Below are 20,311 nucleotides of genomic sequence, written 5' to 3'. Positions count from 1 at the left end.
TTTTACGCTTAATAAATGCGGATTTACAACTTTTTACCTCTAAGAAATGAATATTTTCAAAATATTATCGTCTTTCTTGGTCGTTTTCGCCATCGGCTTCATGCTCGCCGTCTTTCAATTCGTCCTTAAAACCCCTTAAAGTTTTTCCTAAAGCGCTGCCTAACTCAGGAATTTTTTTAGGTCCAAAAATCAAAATCGCCACAACAACAATTACAGCCATTTCCGGGAAACCCAATCCAAACATAACGCCTCTTTCAATAAAGAATCTTCTATATATCTTAGATTGGGGGAGTAAGTAGCGGGTAGAAGAAATTAAATCGTTAACTGATTTTCTGGTTGCAATTATTAAGATTTATTGCGGTAGTGTGGCAACCTAGTGCAGCGAATTTTACTTGGGTGCGATACAAAGAATGACTTCACCCTGAAAAAAAAGCTATATTATCCCATTTTGCTTCCCCCTCTGCCCTCTTTTATTCAATAGGTAATCTTCTACCGTGAAGGAAATAATTGGTGCTTTATTAGAAACTCTTTGATAGTGGCGTAAATTTGCTGTTTTTGTTTTTTATTAAACCCACCATGAGCGACTTCTTTGAGGCTATATAGTTGATTTGAAACGCCAGCTAAATCGAGTTTTTGATGCAATCTAACGGCGTGAGTATAAGGTACAAAAGTATCTTTATCGCCATGTATAGTTAAAATTGGCGGTAAATCGGCACGAACGTAATTAATCGGAGAAACATTTTTAGCTAATTCAATTTTAGAATCGTTTATTTGATTACCCAACCATTCAACTGCATAATACTTCTCGTTCTTCCCTTTAATTAAATCCTCTACATCAGTAATTCCAGACCAATTTACAATTGCAGCAAGTTTATTTTTTTTGTTACTGGGACATTGGTTATCAAATCCTGCTTGGGGAGGTATCATTCCCGTAGTTAAAGATAAATGTCCCCCAGCAGAAAATCCACTTGTGATAATTTTGCTTTTATCAAAATTGTATTTTTCTGCATTATTAACTACCCAATGCAAAGCACAGCGAGCATCTTGTACTGCTGCTGGAGCCAGAGCAGTACTTGCCAATCTATAATTAATATTAACTACAGAAAAACCCCAATTTAAATAAGGTTCAAAAAAAGGTTTTAGTCCTTCTTTAGATTGGTTAATCCAACCTCCTCCATGAATAACTATCAGTGTTGGATGTAAACCAGGATTTTTGTTTTGATAAAGGTCGAGTTTGAGTTGAGAGTCATTAACTTTGTGATAAACAAGATTGCGAGACAGTTGATAATTTGCTTTACTGCCAACCTCCGCAATCGTGCGATCGCCTTCATATTGCCAATATATAATTACTGCTGCTAATAGTGAAAATATAGCAATGATTAGGAAAGGTTTAGAAGAAAGTTTTTTTAACATTCGATGCAAATCAGTATTTTAATATTTTTGAGTCGATATCAGTTCTTCAGTAGAATATTTTTATGCGGCTTTAACTATTTATGTATTCTTCTCCACTCGATCTAAATCAATTTATTTAATCCTATTTAAAAATTGCGCTTCAATTTTTTGCAATCCTCTAAATCCAGTCTTTCGTGCTACTAATTTGATTTGATTATGAGCAAATTTATTATTACTAATGCTTTTGATAGTTAAAAGATAGATAAAATAACTATTCCAAAGTGACTGGTAAATTCAACCAATCGCTTAACTCCGAAGCCAGCCATTCAAGTTCGGATTCGGAAGAAATTGCGCCGCCATCTTGAAGCTTGTATTTACGTACACCGGTACTAATAATCAACTCAGCAAAAACTTCTGTTCTTTCACCGGAATCGTTTTTAACAAAATGTCTGGGAATATAAATCAGTTTTTTAATATCTTTTTTATTAGATGCACTGGGGCGTTGAAAATGGAATCCTAATATCTCATAAAATTTAGTAATCCGCTCTTTACTCAAACACAATCGCACTTTTCCAAACCAAGAAAATACAAAACTGTAAATTAAAAAGAAACCAGAACCCCAAAAAGGTAGAGAAAGAAGGGCAAATAATAAATTGAGAGGGAAAACGCCGCTGCTTATAGCACCAACAGTCCACAACAGAGTCAGTGAATTCCAAGCAACTGTAAATAAGCCGAAGAATACCAACGATGAGTGAAAGCCAATTGGTGGAATTAGTATTTGTAAATTATCTTTACTTTTATCGAGAGTAACTTTGCTTCCAGATGGCTTAGTTAGTTTAATTTTATTAGGATTAAATTTACGGTGAAAATTGCTTGCTAATAGCTGCTGATTCTTAGGAATCCAATTTTTACCATCCCAATACCAATCACCTCGAATAAGTTTTGCAAAAGGATTCGAGACAGAATTGCTATCTAATGGCTGTTGTAATTCTGCCAATGCTTGAGAAGCAGATTTTATCCGAGTTTCTAAAGTCGGTTCGGTAACAGCTTTCAACCATTGAGTAAATTCAGGACTTACACTTGTAATATCCTCAAACTGAATGCAGCCATTTTTGTGAGGTAAATCTGCTGGATGGGTTCCCGTCAATAGATAAATCAACGTCGCACCCAAACTATAAATATCCGAAGCTGGTACCGTGCGATCGCCGAATTGTTCGAGAGGCATATAACCGTAAGTTCCGACAATAGTACGGGTACCAAATTCTTTCGCAACAGCATTTTGTACGGAACCGAAATCAATTAAATGCAAATCTCCGACGTGATTCCCCGATCTATTTGCCAACAAAATATTACTAGGCTTGATATCGCGATGAATTACCGTCGGGGAAAGAGAATGTAAATAAATTAGAATATCTAAAACTTTTGTAGCTATTTGTTTTACTTCTGATTCGGTAAAAATACGCCCCGATTTTATATATTGTTCTAAAGTTTGTGTGGGGATATAAGTTTGTACTAAAGCAAACCCGGAGATTGGCTTATCAACTTCAAAATAATCTACATAGCCCGGAATAGATGGATGTGATAAATTTTTTAACGTTCGAGCTTCTCGTTCAAATAATTTGAGGTCATCCCATTCAAAATCGCTATTAAAAGCAAGTAACTTAACGACAACTAGTTCCCCGGTGTTTACATCGCGGGCTTTAAAAGTTCTTCGTCGGGTGTTTTTTCCAAATTGAGAAACTACTTCATAGCGATTATTCAATAATTCACCAATCATTTTGACGCACCCTCCGAAGTTTCATTAGCATAAATGCGCTATAGACGGTTTAAAAAGTTTTAGGCTCTAGCTTAAACAAACTTTCCTTTAATTATTATGACTAATAAATTGTGGCCTTACATCACTCCTGGAATTCCAGATGAACTATTCGAGCGTTTACCGGGAATTCCCTTGAGTAAGCGAGAAATCCGATTATTGCTAATTTCTCAACTGCGACTGCAACCCAAAGATGTACTATGGGATATTGGTGCGGGTACCGGCACAATTCCCATTGAAGTCGGATTACTATGTCCCCAAGGAAGAATTATAGCTGTAGAAAGAGACGAAGAAGTTGCCAACCTAATTCGTCATAACTGCCAGCGGTTTGAAGTCAACAACGTCGAAGTCATTGAAGGTAGCGCACCTGAATGCTTGCATCATCTTAAAGATACACCCCAAAGGGTTTGTATTGAAGGAGGACGTTTTGTCAGCGAAATTTTACAAACTGTTTGGAAGTACTTACCTCCATCAGGTCGTGTAGTCGCAACAGCTGCTAATCTAGAAAGTCTGTATGCTGTTTCTCAAAGCTTTGCGACTTTACAAGCTAGAAACGTTGAAGTTGTTCAATCTGCTGTTAATCGTCTCGAAACGCGAGGATTTAGTCAAACCTTTACAGCAGTCAACCCAATTTTTATTCTTAGTGGCGAAAAGTTCGATTGATAGCTTCATCTTGCAGGGTGCAAGACAAAGAAACAATTATTAACAACATCCTGACAACTAACAATCCAAGATTATTTAACTAAAGTCTAAAGTTTAAAGTCTAAAATCTAAAATCTAAAACTTCTATCATCTATGTCTTTGCCTCGGATTTTAAGTGGAATTATAGCGATCGCCTTAGCTTTGGGTGGCACCATGCTCGGAGGCTGGTATTTTACATTTTTCTATGTAATCATTATCTTTCTAGGGCAACGAGAATATTTTAATTTAGTACGAGCCAAAGGCATAGCTCCGGCAGCCAAAATTACAATGGTTGTCTCTCAAGTATTGCTAGCAATTTGTACCTTCGATAGCAGCTTAGCCGACGCTGTCATGCCTTTAGCCGGGACATTTATTTGCTTTTACCTATTATTTCAGCCAAAAATGGCATCAATAGCCGATATTTCCGCTTCAATTCTCGGCTTGTTTTACACCGGATATTTACCAAGCTACTGGGTAAGATTGCGAGCGATAGATACTGTCAATTTCAGTAATTTACCTTTAGGAGGTTACTTACCAGCTTCGATGAGTGCATTTATCGGTAGAGAAAACTTTTCTGCTTTACCTTTAGGTTTGCGCGCAACCTTACTTACTTTTACATGTATATGGGCTGCGGATATCGGGGCTTATTTTGTCGGTAAATATTTTGGCAAAACACCTTTATCCGGTATTAGTCCTAAGAAAACTGTTGAGGGAGCAATTTTTGGTATTTCCGCCAGCGTTTTAGTTGGAGTGGCAGTTGCTTACTACATTAGCTTACCGGATTTTTATCTTACAGGTGCAGCATTAGGTTCCTTAATCGGTATCGCCAGTCTTTTAGGAGACTTAACCGAATCAATGCTCAAACGCGATGCAGGAGTTAAAGATTCTGGCGATTTAATCCCTGGGCACGGAGGCATTCTCGACCGTACCGACAGCTATATATTTACCGCTCCCCTAGTTTATTACTTTGTCACCCTCCTATTGCCATTGCTTAACTAAAGGGAAGGGATGGGGAGACAAGGAAATATAACTCGCTAGTCATAACTGGTGACTAAAAAATTATCGTTAAAAATAAATAATTTTCTACGCCATATTATCAGTTGAGCGTTTATTATGGATTCACATTAATCATTCCTCGGAAAATAACTTTTCCAGGCAGCAACTTTAGGTCTTGAATTTCCACATCAGACCCCAAGTTACAATACTCACCATCACTACTTTCTAGTAGAGTTTTTGTATTGCTTGTAACCAAAATGGGTGCAACAAGTAATTCATGGGGGCTTAGTAAATTTAAGCCTATACAAATATCTAAAGGTTGAGAATTATTTTCCTGGTGGATAGTCGCACTTATTACAAGTTGATTCTGTTGGATTTCGACTCGATCCCAACAAATTGATTTGGAATTTGCACTGTAGTCTGGTAAAAATTTAAACAGGATATCGTTTAAAGCGGTTGATAATAATGTACTAGACAAAGAAGCTGATAAATCTTCTTGCAGTTGGCTTAATTCGCCAATTACTGGTACTTTTTCCAACAATTGGAGTTGTTGTCCTTTGAGAACAGAACCAACATTAATGCTAATATTTTTGGCGATTAAATCGACAAATGATAAATGAAGACCTTGATAAATAGCATTTTCTGCAACAATTGATACGCTGGGTATGCACCCAGACAAAAGCTGGCGATCGCCAGCTTGGATATCAAGTTTAAGTTGCCCAATATGACTAACTTGTGTTCTTAACCACAATTTAATTGCGGCTGTTAAGACATTTGTAACTAGTTTAAACTTCTTTTTTTTCAGCATCTGATAGCTATAAAGGTAGTGGGGGTAATAAAAAATCGATAAGCAAAGAAACAAATACTAACTGTATCAAAAGCACTTTTCAATTACAAAACATCAATACTATATTCTTATTTAGATATGAACTGATGGGATATCAGTAAAAATACATGGGGGTTCGGTTACAAAAAATTATTTCACAATGGGGAATTGCCTCACGTCGTCAAGCGGAAGAAATGATTAAGCTTGAAAGGGTGAGGGTCAATGGTGTATTGGCACACTTAGGACAGAAAGTAAATCCTGAAACAGACACTATTACAGTTGACGGAAAAAACATTTCTGCAAAAAAGCGCCCAATTTCTACCTATTTGTTAATTAATAAACCCCCAGGAGTCGTTTCCACATGTTACGATCCTCAAGCAAGAGCAACCGTATTAGATTTACTACCAAAGGACTTGCGCTCCGGTAAGGGTATTCACCCAGTTGGTCGTTTAGATGCGGACTCTACGGGAGCATTGATATTAACAAATGACGGGGATCTGACATTTAAGCTGACTCATCCCCGTCACAACATCAAGAAGACTTATCGCGTTTTAGTGAAAGGGCATCCACCAGAAGAAACGTTGCAGATGTGGCGTGAGGGTGTTTTTTTAGACAATAGAAAAACGCGGACTGCTTCATTGCAATTAATAGAAAAAATAGCCGGAAATAGTTGTTTAGAGATAGTTCTGATGGAGGGAAGAAACCGCCAAATCAGGCGTATAGCCGAACAATTAGGTTATCCGGTAATTCAGCTCCATCGTACCGCAATTGGTTCGATCAAACTACAGCGACCAGGGGAGAAATATTTATCAGAAGGTACTTATCGTCACCTTACAAATAAAGAAATTACTTATTTAAACAAACAATTACAGGAAATTCCTATTAATGATTCAGCTGGCTCAAGGAGCAAAGAAAAAGATGAAGTGGTTTAGAAGAAATGTTGAAGAAAAAGTGACTCCGGCAACTTCTATAGAGGAACAAAGAGCCGACAAATTAGCACAAATGGGCGCACAACTGAGCGCTACACGTCAGCAATACGGCTTTTCGATTGAGGATGTGGTCAACTACACCAAAATCCCTCGAAAATTAGTTCAAGGTATAGAAGAAGCCAAATTGGATGATTTGCCAGAGCCAGTTTATATTCAGGGTTTAATTAGGCAGTATGCTGATGCACTAGGCTACAAGGGATCTGAATTTGCCAGTACATTTCCTATAGGTACGAGTCGAGTAGTTCTCAAACCTGTTTGGAAAAATTCCTCATTCTTTAGACTGCGTCCCTTTCATTTTTATTTGTTATACGTATTAATAACTGTAGGTTCGGTGAGCGGTTTATCAAACTGGCTCAATGGCGCAACAATGATTGCCAATGAAACTAAACCTTCTGTTAAACCAGATAATTTAGCTAATTTAGCTGATGGCAACAAGCCTACTCCAGGTAAACCGGGATCGGAAACTCAAACTAACACCTTTTCCAGAAATCAAAAAGAAGTTGAAGTTGGAGTCACCTTAAAAGAAGAATCTTGGATTCAGGTAATAGCCGACGGCAAAATAACTTATCAAGGAACCTTAAAAGAAGGAAGCAAGCGTACTTGGAAAGCACAAAAAGAGCTTACTGTCAAGGCTGGAAACGCTGGAGGAGTTTTAGTTAGCGTTAATCAGCAGGAAGCTAAAAAAATGGGTCAACCAGGAAAAGTTGAACAACTCCGAGTCGCGCTTAGTCAGTGAGCAGTGAGCAGTGAGCAGTGAGCAGTGAACAGTGAGTAATGAGTAATGAGTAATGAGTAACTAGGAATTAATTATCTTTTTCCTCAACCTTGTTTCTATCATCTTGTCAATGTATTACCCGCCTTCGTTAAACACTGATAACTGTTCACTGACAACTGTTCACTGACAACTGTTAACTGATTGGCGCTCTTCCAAAGAATTGAACAAAATCCTTCATCCGTTGAGATAATTCGGAATTCATCGCTTCAGTTCGATATCTCCATTCCCAATTACCTTCACCTAACGAGGGAATATTCATTCTCGCATTAGAACCCAATCCCAAAATATCCTGTAGGGGGAAAATCGCGACGTTAGCAACCGAACCCATTGCTAAACGAATCAGATCCCAATGCACTCCGTCGGGGCTTATAGAACCTAAATAGAAATTTAAGTTACGTTTCTCATCATCGTTGGCTTTTTCATACCAACCTACGGTAGTGTCGTTATCATGAGTTCCGGTGTAAATTACACAATTATTTTCTTGAACGTTAAAAGGTAAATAAGGATTGCCAGCATCTCCACCAAAAGCGAACTGCAAAACCTTCATACCGGGAAACTCAAACTTATCCCGTAAAGCTTCAACTTCTGGGGTGATAGTTCCCAAATCTTCCGCTAATACGGGTAAACTACCAAGTTGCTTTTTAATAGTTTCAAACAACTTATTTCCAGGTGCTTCTATCCACTTACCATTCACGGCAGTTTCTTCACCTAAAGGTACAGCCCAGTAAGATTCAAATCCTCGAAAATGGTCGATACGAATAATATCAACATAATCGAGCATCGCCTCAAAACGATGCACCCACCACTTAAACTTTTGCTTTTCCAACTGCTTCCAATCGTAAACCGGATTACCCCACAATTGACCGGTAGCGCTAAAGTAATCTGGTGGTACCCCAGCCATTAACGCAGCTTCTCCAGTATCTTTATCCAAGCAAAAATTTTCTGGATTTCCCCAAACATCGGCGCTATCGTGAGCTACATAAATCGGAATGTCGCCAATAATTTCCACACCCGATTCATTGGCGTATTTTCTTAATTCCGACCACTGACTATAAAATTGGAATTGCAGAAACTTGTGATAAAAAACTTCACTTTCTAATTCTTTCTTTGCCTTTTCTATCGCTCTCGGTTTGCGCTTGGCAATATCCTTATCCCAGCTATTCCAACTAGCACCTCCGGTACTATCCTTAAGCGCCATAAATAAAGTATAATCATCCAGCCAATAAGCTTTTGAATAGCAAAATTCCTCAAAAGCCTGTAACTGCTCCTTGTTATGATTAGCTTTAAAATTAGAACAAGCTTTTTTCAACAAAGGAATTTTGGTAGATTCTACTTGGTGATAATCAACGTTATCCAAAGGGAACTCAGGTAGATTGTTAAAATCATCATCGCTGAGTAAACCTGCATCCCGCAACTTATCCGGGCTAATCAACAGCGGATTGCCCGCTAAAGCTGAATAGCACATATAAGGAGAATTACCAAAACCAGTAGGACCTAAAGGTAGAATTTGCCAATACTGCTGATAACCATCTTTAAGAAAATCAATAAAACGGTAAGCTTCATGCCCCAAATCGCCAATACCAAAGCGACTGGGGAAACTTGTAGGATGAAGCAAAATACCGCTACTTCTAGGAAAAGGCATAAATTATCCAAACTATAGAAAAAGCGTATCCAATCGAATTTATCACAATGTTAGTTGTTAGTTGTTAGCGGTTAAGAATTACGAAGTTTTTCTACCCCCCTCTTTCCCTTCTCTTATTTCCAATTGTCCATTGCTATGACCTACCGAAATCCCGCTCCGACAGTAGATATCATCATCGAATTAATTGACAGACCACATCGACCAATAGTATTAATCGAACGTCATCACGAACCTTTCGGTTGGGCTATTCCCGGCGGTTTTGTTGATTACGGTGAAGCTGTAGAAACTGCTGCGAGAAGGGAAGCTTTGGAAGAAATTGATTTGGAAGTCGAGTTAGTAGAACAATTTCATGTTTATTCCGATCCCAAACGGGATGCACGCAAACATACGATAAGTATTGTATTTATTGCAACTGCTAAGGGAGAGCCGAAAGCAGGTGATGATGCTAAAAATGCAGCAATTTTTGAATCTTGGAATGTGCCAGATAATTTATGTTTTGACCACTCGGAGATTTTGCGAGATTATTGGCGATATCGGAATTATGGGATAAGACCAAGAATTTAAGATCTTAGATTTTTTGTAGTGAAGTTTTTCTGTCGGTTGAAACCCCTGCGACACAAATACAACCCACCTGCGTGGTTTACTTTGTAGGGTGTGTTATGGACTAAATAAATAATATTATGGGTGATTTGCCGGACATCATATAAGTTATTAGTAGGTTGGGTTAAACGAAGTGCAACCCAACATCTTGGAATACATTTTAAATCCTTAAGGGAATTTAGAAAGAGCAAGTCTGAAAGGAAGTAATCTCACCAAAGCCAACCTCAACGGTGCAAATTTAAAAAAAGCCGATTTAACCAACGCGAAGATTTACGGCGCTACATTTGAAAATGCAGACCTAACTGGTGCGATAATGCCAGATGGGGAAATATATCAGGCACAGATAGAATCCCATAAACGAAAAACTGAATTTTCTCAGGTGGTATCTATGAGTCGTAAAGTTATTAAAACTGATAATGCACCGGCACCGGTGGGACCTTACAATCAAGCTGTGGTGGCTTCGGGACAAATGCTTTTTGTCGCGGGACAAATTGCTATAGATCCAAGGGCTGGTAATGTTGTCTACACCGACGACGTTACGAAGCAAACAGAGCGGGTAATGAGTAATTTAGAAGCTATCTTAACAGAAGCTGGCGCTACATTTGCAAATGTCGTTAAGACGAGTGTGTTTTTAAAAGATATGGGTGATTTTGCTGCGGTGAATGCAGTTTATGCAAAATATTTTGATGAAGAAACTGCTCCAGCAAGAGCTTGTGTTGAAGTTTCTCGTTTACCAAAAGATGTTTTAGTCGAAATTGAATGTATCGCCATGATTTGAGGTTTAGTTGGAATTAATGTTGTTTTTATGACAGAAAATAATATTCGTGTTTTTCCGAAATATGTCTATTTTAAGTTGATTCTATAAACAAGTAGATTTGGCGAATATATTATTAGGGTGGGCTTTGCTCACCTTTTTTGTTTGAAATTATCTCGTTAACTAATAATACTTAGCTCGCTCATTTGATTACTATTACCTATTACCCAATTCATTATTTTAACCAAGTAAAAGTGAATTTAGTACCTTGATTTAGTTGAGATTCTAAGGTAATTTTGCCGCCTTCGTTTTCAACAATCTTTTTCACGATGGCTAAACCAATTCCAGTACTATCACTTTTATATTTGGATTCAAGAGTTTGAAAAATAGCAAAAACTTTATTGTGATATTCTGGGGCAATTCCGGGACCATCATCTGAGATGCTAAATTCATAACATGTTTCTAAATCTTTAACTGAAATTTCTATTTTTCCGTCAGAGCGATCGTGATGCTTGATAGCATTACTCAATAAGTTAGCAAAAACTTGCTGTAAAAGTATTTTTCTACCCTGCAAAGTAGGCATTTGCGGACTAATAACTATATTAAAATCAGATGACGGTTGAAGAGAATTAATGATTTCATCAAGCAAATCTGCTACGGGTATAGTTTCTATTGCTATCTGAGTTCTTCCGACTCGGGAATAATCTAATAAACCATTGATTAAACTTTGCATGTGATTTAATCGCGATCGCAACATGCTAAGATTTTTCTTGGTTTCTGTTTCGACTTGCTGACCCAAATCTTCTTCAATCCAAGTAGATATATTGGCTATTGCTCGCAACGGTGCTTTTAAGTCGTGAGAAACTATATAAGTAAACTGGTCTAATTCTTGATTTTGCAGTTTATATTGATTGGTTATTTTTAGCAAACGAGAATTGATTTGCCGCAAATTATCTTCACTTTCAAGTAAGGCTGCCTCTTTACGTTTGCGCTCGTTAAGTTCTTGTTCGAGTTGATTGTATAATTCTGCTTGGTGGATAGCTATACTAACTTGAGTTGCAAGTTGTTCGAGTAATTCGACTTCTATTTGCTGCCATTTTCGCTTTGTCGAGCAATGATGAACAATTAATAAGCCCCACAAACCTTCATCGAGCAAAATCGGCACAACTAAATTGGCTTTTACCTGAAACTGAGTCAGCATATTAACGTAGCATTTGTTTAGTTTTCCGCTATCAAGGTCTGATACAATTCTGATACGTCCTTGTTTATAATGTTGAACGTAATTTTTACCAAAACATGGGTCGTATATGTTTTGTGACAAAATAGAAATATATTCGGGAGCTACAGATTCACTAATTGCTGCACCACTCCAATCTTTATTAAAGCGGAAAATTACTACTCTATCAGTTTGCAAAAATTTTCTAACTTCCGAAACAGTAGTATCAAGAATTCGATCTAATTGAAGAGATTGACGAATTTGTTGAGTAATTTGTAATATTAAACGTTCTCGCTGGGATTGCTGTTCGATTTTAGCCTGTAAGGCAGCCGTTTTGATTGCATTATCTACAGCGAATCGCAAACCTTCAGAAGTAATTCTTCCTTTGACAAGATAATCTTGCGCTCCTCCTTTTATAGCTTTTACAGCTATTGTTTCGTCTCCATGACCGGTAAGTAAGATAATAGGTAAATGCTTCAAATAATATTTTGCTTTTAATTCTACTAGAAGTTCCAAACCATCAAAGTCTGGTAGCATGAAATCTAATAAAATTGCATCGGGCTTTTTTTGCGATAGCTCTAATCCTTCTTCTCCCGTTTCGGCTTCGAGTATGGTGTAACTGTATTTGTTATCTTGTTCAAGGTATCGTCGATAAATCTCTGTGTCTTCGAGACTATCGTCTATAACAAGTACAATACGATGCTGATTTTGACGCATAACTGATTTTAGAGGTACTGTCTTCATTGCACATCAACTGCCGCACATCTCCGAATGTTGTCGATAATGCTGCTTTGAACAAAATTATAGAAATTAAATATGACATAGCAGAAGAGTTGAAGACGTTAAGCTATGAAGCTTATTATTAAATATATTTAGATATTTAATCTATATCTAATCTCTTATGAAGGAATTTTTCAAAGAGAAAGAAAAAATCAGTGGCTCAATTACTATGCCAGCTCAAAACTCAGATAGATTGAGAGCATACCGTCCACAAAACGCCAATACTCTTGTGCAAACAATAACTCGCTGATTGAAGCAAATTTTTGAATAAATTATCAATAATTTCTATATTATATTAAATTTGATGTAATGAGTTGCTTTTCCAAATAGGTTTTGTGTATAAAATCAAGACTAAAAGAAGAAACTCAAATGATTGCACAAAATACTCATCCTTGGGAGCAAGACAAAATAGTACGTCACAGCCAGCTGATGATGTCGAGCTTCGAGCGTTTGACTGGTCGTACTTTATTAAACTGTACGGGTTCCGATACAGATATAGCAAAAGCGTTATTTGAAGCGGATTTTGTTTTGGTCTCTCACGGTATAGAAGATAACCCGATTTATAACTACGGTAATCGTAAAGCTTTGCAGCTATGGGAATTCTCTTGGGGAGAATTTACCTCAAAACCTTCCCGTCAATTTGTACAAGATACACTTCAAGAAGAACGTAACAAACTTTTAGCTGAAACTATCGAAACAGGTTTAAGCCATTATTCTGGAGTTCGTATATCTAATAGCGGGAAGCATTTTTACATAGAAGATGGTATCCTATGGAACTTATTAAACGCAAAAAAACAATATTGCGGGCAAGCTGCTATGTTTTCTAATTACAAATTTATTGAGTAAACCAAAAGCAAGGAATATATCTTAGTAAATTGATGTTGGAAATAAGCTGAATAAAATCATGATTTAATTATCTTTTTTTAATTGTTTTTTCTCAGGTATCAAACAACGTCAATAAAGTGGGATAAACATCTACGCCGGTTTTATTTTCCCGAGCAAAAGCGATACAAAAAAATTTTGATTAAGATTAAATTGAAAAACCCGGTTTTATCGAAAACCAGGTTTATGGATATTGTTATATATGTTATGAAAACCGAAAAATAATTTTTTGATTATCCTTGTGAATTAATTAAAACTATCTTCTGTTATAGTTGGTGTTTCTTCTGTTTCTGGAGCAGAATCAGGAGAAAACTCAAATTCACGATTATCTGAAGTTTCTTCGGTTTCATTGTTATCAGGAATAACAACTTCCGACTCGGGAGAAGTTTCGACTGATGTTTCTGCTTCTGGCTGCTTTTTATTCTTAGATGAAATAATTTCTTGCATCAACTCCTCAATAACTTCTGTTTGCTCAACATTGCCTTGCTTGCGATATTGTTTGTGAGCGCGTCTGAGAACTTGCTGTGCTTTCTTATATTCTCCTTGTTTGTAAAAAGCTACTCCTAATTTATAATAAGCAGAAGGATTATTAGGAACTTTGCGAATTGCCTGAATATAAGTTTCAATTGCTTCAGGAGTTTGACCTCTAGCAACTAGTAAATTACCTAAGTTATTGTATGCAGCAGCATTATTAGGACTCAACTGCAAAACTTCGCGATAAGCAATTATTGCTTTAGCTGCATCTCCTTGTTCTTGTAAAGCCAAACCTAAATTAAAATAAGCATTAGCATTATTTCTATCAAGATTAATCGATTGCTGATAAGCGGCGATCGCCTCTTCAGTTTGTCCTTGTTGATACAGTGCTAAACCAAGATTGTAGTTAGCATTAGCCATTGTCGGCTCTACTACTAATGCTTGACGATAAGCAGTAATTGCAGCTTCATTTTGCCCTTGTTTGTGCAATGCTAAACCCAAATTATAGTAAGCTTCAGCCAAATTAGGATTAAGACGAATCGCTTCCCCGTATTCCTGTACGGCTGCATCCAAACGATTTTGCTGTAAAAAGATATTACCTAAATAATTGCGTGCCGAAGCAAGATTAGAATCGCGACTCAAAGCAGCACGTAAAGCTAATTCAGCAGCTTGTAAATCGCCATCGTTATAACGCATCACCCCTTGCTGAAACAAACCAGCAGCTTGTAAATCTTGAGTAACAGCAGTTTGCGCCCAAACTCTACTTGCAGGTAACTCGGCAATAGTTAATCCAATCAACGCAGCACAGGAGCCAAATATTAAAGGAACAGAAGCACGAATCATACGCTGAATACTTGGCTGAATATTTAAAAAATTTTGAGACATTTTTAGGCTCTCCCCGCACTTAATTACTAGATGCCGTTTAAGTTAGGGTGCCCAAGGCGAAGGGGAAAATTGCAGTATTGTCAATAAATTTTTCCTTATTGGAGTGGTAATGGGTAATGGGTAATAGGTAATGCGAATAATTTAGGAGTCAGGAGTAGTGCAAGCATCTTGCTCCCTGCTTGTTTGATGAACAGGAAAATTCAACTCCCAATTCCTAATATTCAATTCCCAACTACTAACCACTAACCACTAACTGCTTCGGGCAATATCAACATCGCATCGCCGAAGGAATAAAAACGATATTGGGATTTGATTGCTTCTTGATATATATTTAACAGTCTTTCTCTTCCAATTAAAGCGCTGACTAGCATCAATAAACTCGAACGTGGTAAATGAAAGTTGGTAATTAAACCATCCACTACTTTCCACTCATATCCTGGATATATAAATAAGTCGGTTTCGCCACAAAATGGCTGTAATTCTGCTTCTCCGGCTTTAGCTGCTCCCTCTAATGCTCTTACTGCTGTAGTTCCCACTGCAATAATTCTTCCACCTTTAGCTTTCGTTTCGCGAATTTTCTCTACTGTTTCCGCCGGTATCTCAATCCATTCTCCATGCATTTCATGGGTAGTTACATCTTCTACTTCCACCGGACGAAATGTCCCTACTCCCACATGCAACGTTACAAAAGTTCGATTAATCCCTTTTTCTTCCAGCTTTTCTAATAACTCCGGGGTAAAATGCAGCCCTGCTGTAGGTGCTGCAACTGCTCCGGGATTTTGTGCGTAAACTGTCTGGTATTGCCCGCTTTCTGCTTCACTTGCACTAATGTAGGGCGGTAAAGGCACTTCACCAAAGTCTTCTAATAGCTGTATCAAAGACATTCCCGCAGGAACATCAAATTGCAATAATCTTCCTCCAGTAGCTTCGTCTGTCTCCAAAACCGTTGCAACTAATTTTTTACAATTCTGTTGCGAATTTTCTCTTTTCGTTTCAAAAATTATTTCGCTACCTTTTTTAAACCGCTTTCCCGGCTTCACTAAAGCCAACCAACAATCAACATGTTTTTCTTCCAATAGTAAAACTTCTACCTGCGCTCCCGTAGATTTACGTCCGTAAAGTCTCGCCGGTATTACTTTTGTATCATTCATCACTAATAAGTCCTGCGGACGAAGTATTACCGATAAATCTCGAAAAACATGATGACTTGGTATACTTTTTATACCAGTGTCTAGAGAATCTACTACCAACAACCGAGAACTATCTCTGGGAACCGCAGGGTTTTGAGCAATGAATTCGGGAGGCAAATGGTAGTCGTATCCGTCGAGGGAAACATCTAAATTAATATGTGTGCTATCTTGATTGGAAGAGTAAACGCTTTGCGATGTGTTGCTTTGCGGGTTGGAAGAATTAGATATTGCCATAATTGGTAGTCGCTACATTTATTCAGAGTTTCTTAACAAAAAAAATTGGGATTGTAGTTTATAAATGAAATCTAGACTATTAGCCCTAAGTAAGATTGAGCATGTTGAATAATAATAAATTTTAAGTAATACGCAAAACAAAAAATAAAAATTGGGTAAACCTCCCCATCTAAAAACGGGGGCTTTTACCCTACCGAATGCATAGCTCTATATATCAATAATAGAGATGTAAAATTGGCTTTGATCCTAAGCACCAAGATGGAATACTTGTATTATCTGGCGAATGCCAGTTTGACCTTGAGAGTAGTTCAATATTTGCACGCTAGACCACGCATACCTGTTTCCTTCATCACCGTAATTCATCAAATAGATGGTTGGGTGGTTAGAGTCAAGCTCGATTATCCGATTAGCAATAATGAAGATGGTGATATTCGGGCTTTCTTAAACGAACTAGGAATCCGCTACGAACCTCCAATGCGGGTGCAAATGGCACTGTGGAGTTTAGAAGCGCAACAGAATCCAGTTGAGGTTATGCGACGCTACCAAGTGGCGATTGTGTCTCATGGCAGCCCCGACAAAGAAGAAATTGAAGCTTTCCGACAACAATTCGTCAGAGGATTGGGCTATTGCCCGGAAACCCTGGCATAATAATTGCTGCTATGCCTTGCTATTACAACTGAGTAATTATTTATTGATAGTCGGTAATTAATGTTTTTGTATATACCACTAATATTACTGGTTGTCAATTGAATATTCAAATGCTGCTTGAATGTATTCTTGCAATGTTAAATAGTATCCCGATGCCGATAAGCTAAAGATTGCATTTGTCCTGGTTATTTTTCTCTGACAGCAAACAATAGCTACATCAAATCGACAGGGATAGTCTGCTTTTTCAGGAAAATTTGTTAGAAACATCGCGGCAGTGCGACATAACTTAACTTGCTTTGAAGGCGCGATCGCCATTCTTCCTCCTGCATCCCAGCTTCCCGCAGAACGGGTTTTTACTTCCACAAAAATTAATATAGCGGTACCGGAATCATCTTCCCTTTGTGCAATAATATCGATTTCTCCCCAACGACAGCGCCAGCGACGATGCAGAATTAACCAACTATTAGATTCCAGCCATTGCGTTACTAGGTCTTCACCTAAAGCACCGATATCGGGATAATGTGAGGAAGAATGGTTTGCCATGAGCAGTTAATTTATCATGATTTTGACTAAAAGCAACTGGATAATCGTAACTATAGTTAGCTTATTGTTTTGGGGGATGGCTTGTATGCCATTAAATTTAACTCCCCCAGCTTTTGCACTAGATTACAACAAAGAAATATTAATCGAAGCGGATTTCTCCGGGCAAGACTTGACTGATTCGAGTTTTACCAAAGCAAATCTTCGCGATAGCAACTTTAGTAATTCTAATTTGCAAGGTGTAAGATTTTTTGCGACTAATTTAGAATCAGCGAATTTGAGAAATGCCAACTTAAGGTATGCGACATTAGATTCCGCACGTTTAGTCAAAGCAGACTTAACTAATGCGGTACTAGAAGGTGCCTTTGCATCTAATGCTAGATTTGATGGTGCAATAATTGATGGTGCTGATTTTACAGATGTATTGTTACGTGCTGACGAACAAGACAAATTGTGTAAATTAGCCAAAGGTACTAATCCCACAACGGGAAGAGATACCCGAGATACTTTATTTTGTTCCTAATTGCCTTTATTTCTTCTTTTATTTAGTTTGTCAGGTGTGTTGTCGCAAAGCGCAACGCACCAAATTTTTTTGTACTTTAATCAAAATTACTGTGGTGTCATAACACACCCTAAATACAATTAAATTTAATAATTCAAAATCCAAAGTAGTTTTTTAAATGAAAAATTACAGTAGCGTATCGTTGTTATTATCATTAAATGGTGCGTTACGGTAATGTTAATTTACTTGACTTCAACAGAATGATTTTTAGTCGTAATATAAAGTCCGGCTAATTACTTACTATTCCTTGAAGGTTTCGATAGTTTTTTATTACCAATTACCCATTACCAATTACCCATTACCAACCCCCACAGATATGATAACTGTTTAACCGAATACGATATAACACCCCCTAAAATAAGAAATCACCAAAATTAATTAAAATTCTCCCACATTAAAACATCGTTGTTTATCTAATTCACCCAGTCGCTGCTTTTCAGCCATAAAAGCTTGATAATAGGATTTCCATTGTTCTGGTTCAATTTCTGGATCTGTTCTTTCCCAAAGTTCGCGAAAATGACGGTAGCGTTTTTCTCGCAATACTCTTTCCATACTCAAAGTTGCTCTTAAAATAACTTGGGGAGTACGAATTATTTGTTTTTGGGCTGCTTCACTCAAATGGAATAAATGGGAAATCATTTCCATTTGTTCGGGGAATTCTAAATATCTATCTTGTAAGGTTGAAATTAATTCTGCTGAGGAGTTATTATCCCAAATATCTACAATTTGCTGCCATAAAAATCTATGATGAGATAAGCTAAATTGTAAATTATTTTCTTCTAAGTCATTGCTAATAGTTTGACGATATTCTGGAGAATGTAGGTAAATTAATAATAATAAACCTTCTGCCTTTTCTAATAGGCTATGTTCGGTTTTAGCAATCGTATTGATAACGTTACTCGAACTATCTTCTTGGTGATTTTGATAATCTTTAGAAGATGAATAATTATTTTGATTGTTTTTATAACTTTTATAATTTTTATTATTCTGAGAATTTCCTTTCCACTGCCGATTGCTAGCAGGGGAAATTTGAGTTAATAAATTTTCTGCTCGTAAGGCAATAAGTTGAGCATCTCCCAAACTTAATATTTCTGCACAGCGAGAAACATAATAATTTCGCGTATCGGGATTAGCTATATTCTTTAATAACTTGACCATTTGCTGACAGGATTTTTGAAAATCTGTAGCTTGTCTCAAATCGGCATCTTTAGTAATTTGTTCTATTTGCCAATCCAACCATAAAGGTGCTTTTGCTAACAGTTGCTGATAATCTTCCGAACTATTATTAAATAAATATTCATCGGCATCTTTTCCGTCAGGAATATTTAAAATCTTCAGCTGAACTTCTCCTTTATAAGCCAAATCGGCAACTTCACCAATTGCTCTTTGTGCGGCGATATTGCCAGCTTTATCGGCATCAAAATTGAGAATTAACTGCTTAGAATCGCTGTAACGCATTGCTAAACGTACCTGTTCAATACTTAAAGCAGTACCCAAAGAAGCCACAACATTAGTAATTCCTACAGCATGGAGGGCTATAACATCAAAGTATCCCTCAACAACAACAGCTTGGTCAAATTGAGAAATACCATCTTTCGCTTTATCTAAACCAAATAAAGTTTTGCCCTTATTAAAAACCTCCGTTTCCGGAGAATTTAAATACTTTGGTTTATCTTCCCCTAAAGTTCTGCCACCGAAACCAATTACCTTCCCGGTGATATCGTGAATGGGAATCATTAAACGGTTGCGAAAAGTATCATAAAAACCCCTACCTTCAGAGCGAGGTTTAGTTAAACCAGCTTTTTCTAATAACTGTACCGGATAATGTTTATCTTCTACTAAATAACGGTATAAAATTTCCCAACCAACCGGAGCATAACCTAACTGAAATTCCTTGATAGTTTCATCCTTTAACTGACGCTGCTGCTGGAGATATAGCAGCGCAGCTTCCCCCGACGGTTGCCATAAAGCATGTTGATAAAAACGCGAAGCCACCTCAAGAATTTCATATATTTGATTGCGTTCCGATATTTTGCGCTGTAATTCCTGTCGCTGTTCGGGTTCTAAAGTTTGTACGGGTACCTGATAGCGTCTTGCCAAATCCAATACAACATCAGCAAAAGAACGCTTATCCAACTCCATCATAAACTTGAAAACATTTCCCCCAGCTTGACAACCAAAACAGAAATACATCTGCTTGCTAGGGCTGACGCTGAAACTAGGGGTTTTTTCATTATGGAAAGGACACAAACCCAAAAAATCCTTACCACGCTTGCGTAAAACAACACGTTCCGAAATTACATCAACAATATCTGCCCTGTGTTTAACTTCATCTATAGTGTCTTGGTGCAAGCGTGGGATTTGCATAATCAGTGAACAGTGAACAGTGAACAGTGAACAGTGAGCAGTGAGCAGTTAGGAGTTAAGAGCTA

The 20,311-nt window shown here is 37.5% G+C and carries 18 protein-coding genes and 1 pseudogene; 9 read left to right on the top strand and 10 right to left on the bottom strand.

Going from position 1 to position 20,311, the window contains the following annotated elements; translation table 11 throughout:
• Positions 1-64: 64 nt before the first annotated feature.
• The 3 genes from RIV7116_RS03905 to RIV7116_RS03895 form a co-directional block, all read right to left on the bottom strand.
• Positions 65-244: a TatA/E family twin arginine-targeting protein translocase gene (locus tag RIV7116_RS03905; RefSeq protein ID WP_015116966.1), complete on the bottom strand. Its 180-nt coding sequence runs from the start codon at positions 242-244 to the stop codon at positions 65-67.
• 245 nt (positions 245-489) lie between these two features.
• Positions 490-1,413 (bottom strand): alpha/beta hydrolase, encoded by a 924-nt coding sequence (locus tag RIV7116_RS03900; RefSeq protein WP_015116965.1) that lies wholly within the window; start codon positions 1,411-1,413, stop codon positions 490-492.
• A 250-nt stretch (positions 1,414-1,663) separates the two neighbouring features.
• Complete coding sequence (locus tag RIV7116_RS03895; RefSeq protein ID WP_015116964.1) at positions 1,664-3,169, bottom strand: serine/threonine-protein kinase; 1,506 nt, start codon at positions 3,167-3,169, stop codon at positions 1,664-1,666.
• A 96-nt stretch (positions 3,170-3,265) separates the two neighbouring features.
• Between RIV7116_RS03895 and cbiT the strand changes: the two genes are divergently transcribed.
• Together cbiT and RIV7116_RS03885 are read left to right on the top strand one after the other, a co-directional pair.
• Positions 3,266-3,868 carry a precorrin-6Y C5,15-methyltransferase subunit CbiT gene (gene cbiT, locus RIV7116_RS03890; RefSeq protein WP_015116963.1) on the top strand — a complete coding sequence of 201 codons (603 nt, stop codon included), beginning with the start codon at positions 3,266-3,268 and terminating at the stop codon, positions 3,866-3,868.
• Positions 3,869-4,000: 132 nt separating this feature from the next.
• Positions 4,001-4,885, top strand: a complete 885-nt coding sequence (locus tag RIV7116_RS03885) for a phosphatidate cytidylyltransferase (protein ID WP_015116962.1) — start codon at positions 4,001-4,003, stop codon at positions 4,883-4,885.
• A gap of 112 nt (positions 4,886-4,997) precedes the next feature.
• On the opposite strand, the gene RIV7116_RS03880 is transcribed toward RIV7116_RS03885, so the two are convergent.
• Positions 4,998-5,690 carry a DUF2993 domain-containing protein gene (locus RIV7116_RS03880; RefSeq protein ID WP_015116961.1) on the bottom strand — a complete coding sequence of 231 codons (693 nt, stop codon included), beginning with the start codon at positions 5,688-5,690 and terminating at the stop codon, positions 4,998-5,000.
• A 146-nt stretch (positions 5,691-5,836) separates the two neighbouring features.
• On the opposite strand from RIV7116_RS03880, the gene RIV7116_RS03875 reads away from it, so the two are divergent.
• Positions 5,837-6,640 (top strand): pseudouridine synthase, encoded by an 804-nt coding sequence (locus RIV7116_RS03875; protein WP_015116960.1) that lies wholly within the window; start codon positions 5,837-5,839, stop codon positions 6,638-6,640.
• Positions 6,594-7,433, top strand: a complete 840-nt coding sequence (locus RIV7116_RS03870; RefSeq protein WP_015116959.1) for a RodZ domain-containing protein — start codon at positions 6,594-6,596, stop codon at positions 7,431-7,433. The genes RIV7116_RS03875 and RIV7116_RS03870 overlap by 47 nt, the downstream gene beginning before the upstream one ends.
• A gap of 172 nt (positions 7,434-7,605) precedes the next feature.
• Here RIV7116_RS03870 and malQ read toward each other — a convergent pair whose 3' ends face one another.
• Positions 7,606-9,114 (bottom strand): 4-alpha-glucanotransferase, encoded by a 1,509-nt coding sequence (malQ, locus tag RIV7116_RS03865; protein ID WP_015116958.1) that lies wholly within the window; start codon positions 9,112-9,114, stop codon positions 7,606-7,608.
• Between the two features lie 135 nt (positions 9,115-9,249).
• On the opposite strand from malQ, the gene RIV7116_RS03860 reads away from it, so the two are divergent.
• Both RIV7116_RS03860 and RIV7116_RS37470 read left to right on the top strand, forming a co-directional pair.
• Entirely contained in the window at positions 9,250-9,678 is a 429-nt protein-coding gene (locus tag RIV7116_RS03860) for an NUDIX hydrolase (RefSeq protein WP_015116957.1), read from the top strand.
• 211 nt (positions 9,679-9,889) lie between these two features.
• Positions 9,890-10,492, top strand: a pseudogene (locus tag RIV7116_RS37470) (Rid family detoxifying hydrolase); the annotation flags it as partial.
• 211 nt (positions 10,493-10,703) lie between these two features.
• On the opposite strand, the gene RIV7116_RS03850 reads toward RIV7116_RS37470, so the two are convergent.
• Positions 10,704-12,428 (bottom strand): ATP-binding protein, encoded by a 1,725-nt coding sequence (locus RIV7116_RS03850; RefSeq protein WP_015116956.1) that lies wholly within the window; start codon positions 12,426-12,428, stop codon positions 10,704-10,706.
• A 405-nt stretch (positions 12,429-12,833) separates the two neighbouring features.
• Between RIV7116_RS03850 and RIV7116_RS03845 the strand changes: the two genes are divergently transcribed.
• Positions 12,834-13,310, top strand: a complete 477-nt coding sequence (locus RIV7116_RS03845) for an MEKHLA domain-containing protein (RefSeq protein ID WP_015116954.1) — start codon at positions 12,834-12,836, stop codon at positions 13,308-13,310.
• Between the two features lie 282 nt (positions 13,311-13,592).
• Here RIV7116_RS03845 and RIV7116_RS03840 read toward each other — a convergent pair whose 3' ends face one another.
• Complete coding sequence (locus RIV7116_RS03840) at positions 13,593-14,705, bottom strand: tetratricopeptide repeat protein (RefSeq protein WP_015116953.1); 1,113 nt, start codon at positions 14,703-14,705, stop codon at positions 13,593-13,595.
• Between the two features lie 242 nt (positions 14,706-14,947).
• Complete coding sequence (gene queA, locus RIV7116_RS03835) at positions 14,948-16,129, bottom strand: tRNA preQ1(34) S-adenosylmethionine ribosyltransferase-isomerase QueA (RefSeq protein WP_015116952.1); 1,182 nt, start codon at positions 16,127-16,129, stop codon at positions 14,948-14,950.
• Positions 16,130-16,387: 258 nt separating this feature from the next.
• Here queA and RIV7116_RS03830 point away from each other — a divergent pair, with 258 nt between their 5' ends.
• Entirely contained in the window at positions 16,388-16,777 is a 390-nt protein-coding gene (locus RIV7116_RS03830; protein WP_015116951.1) for a hypothetical protein, read from the top strand.
• Positions 16,778-16,861: 84 nt separating this feature from the next.
• Here RIV7116_RS03830 and RIV7116_RS03825 read toward each other — a convergent pair whose 3' ends face one another.
• Positions 16,862-17,320 (bottom strand): YraN family protein, encoded by a 459-nt coding sequence (locus RIV7116_RS03825; protein WP_015116950.1) that lies wholly within the window; start codon positions 17,318-17,320, stop codon positions 16,862-16,864.
• 16 nt (positions 17,321-17,336) lie between these two features.
• Between RIV7116_RS03825 and RIV7116_RS03820 the strand changes: the two genes are divergently transcribed.
• A complete protein-coding gene (locus RIV7116_RS03820) occupies positions 17,337-17,840 on the top strand; it encodes a pentapeptide repeat-containing protein (RefSeq protein ID WP_015116949.1) in 504 nt (167 codons plus the stop codon).
• Between the two features lie 417 nt (positions 17,841-18,257).
• Here the strand turns inward: RIV7116_RS03820 and dnaG are convergent, their stop codons facing one another.
• Entirely contained in the window at positions 18,258-20,246 is a 1,989-nt protein-coding gene (gene dnaG / locus RIV7116_RS03815) for a DNA primase (protein WP_015116948.1), read from the bottom strand.
• Between the last annotated feature and the right edge of the window lie 65 nt (positions 20,247-20,311).

Origin of the sequence: Rivularia sp. PCC 7116, from assembly GCF_000316665.1 — a bacterium.
GTDB lineage: Bacteria > Cyanobacteriota > Cyanobacteriia > Cyanobacteriales > Nostocaceae > Rivularia.
Note: the sequence above shows the minus strand (reverse complement) of the source record. Positions and strands in the feature narration are given on the sequence as shown.

Excerpts from the sequence above, each read along its gene's own strand:
- RIV7116_RS03905 (WP_015116966.1), bottom strand. The coding sequence starts at position 244 with ATGTTTGGATTGGGTTTCCCGGAAATGGCTGTAATTGTTGTTGTGGCG.
- RIV7116_RS03900 (WP_015116965.1), bottom strand. The coding sequence starts at position 1,413 with ATGTTAAAAAAACTTTCTTCTAAACCTTTCCTAATCATTGCTATATTT.
- RIV7116_RS03895 (WP_015116964.1), bottom strand. The coding sequence starts at position 3,169 with ATGATTGGTGAATTATTGAATAATCGCTATGAAGTAGTTTCTCAATTT.
- cbiT (WP_015116963.1), top strand. The coding sequence starts at position 3,266 with ATGACTAATAAATTGTGGCCTTACATCACTCCTGGAATTCCAGATGAA.
- RIV7116_RS03885 (WP_015116962.1), top strand. The coding sequence starts at position 4,001 with ATGTCTTTGCCTCGGATTTTAAGTGGAATTATAGCGATCGCCTTAGCT.
- RIV7116_RS03880 (WP_015116961.1), bottom strand. The coding sequence starts at position 5,690 with ATGCTGAAAAAAAAGAAGTTTAAACTAGTTACAAATGTCTTAACAGCC.
- RIV7116_RS03875 (WP_015116960.1), top strand. The coding sequence starts at position 5,837 with ATGGGGGTTCGGTTACAAAAAATTATTTCACAATGGGGAATTGCCTCA.
- RIV7116_RS03870 (WP_015116959.1), top strand. The coding sequence starts at position 6,594 with ATGATTCAGCTGGCTCAAGGAGCAAAGAAAAAGATGAAGTGGTTTAGA.
- malQ (WP_015116958.1), bottom strand. The coding sequence starts at position 9,114 with ATGCCTTTTCCTAGAAGTAGCGGTATTTTGCTTCATCCTACAAGTTTC.
- RIV7116_RS03860 (WP_015116957.1), top strand. The coding sequence starts at position 9,250 with ATGACCTACCGAAATCCCGCTCCGACAGTAGATATCATCATCGAATTA.
- RIV7116_RS03850 (WP_015116956.1), bottom strand. The coding sequence starts at position 12,428 with ATGAAGACAGTACCTCTAAAATCAGTTATGCGTCAAAATCAGCATCGT.
- RIV7116_RS03845 (WP_015116954.1), top strand. The coding sequence starts at position 12,834 with ATGATTGCACAAAATACTCATCCTTGGGAGCAAGACAAAATAGTACGT.
- RIV7116_RS03840 (WP_015116953.1), bottom strand. The coding sequence starts at position 14,705 with ATGTCTCAAAATTTTTTAAATATTCAGCCAAGTATTCAGCGTATGATT.
- queA (WP_015116952.1), bottom strand. The coding sequence starts at position 16,129 with ATGGCAATATCTAATTCTTCCAACCCGCAAAGCAACACATCGCAAAGC.
- RIV7116_RS03830 (WP_015116951.1), top strand. The coding sequence starts at position 16,388 with ATGGAATACTTGTATTATCTGGCGAATGCCAGTTTGACCTTGAGAGTA.
- RIV7116_RS03825 (WP_015116950.1), bottom strand. The coding sequence starts at position 17,320 with ATGGCAAACCATTCTTCCTCACATTATCCCGATATCGGTGCTTTAGGT.
- RIV7116_RS03820 (WP_015116949.1), top strand. The coding sequence starts at position 17,337 with ATGATTTTGACTAAAAGCAACTGGATAATCGTAACTATAGTTAGCTTA.
- dnaG (WP_015116948.1), bottom strand. The coding sequence starts at position 20,246 with ATGCAAATCCCACGCTTGCACCAAGACACTATAGATGAAGTTAAACAC.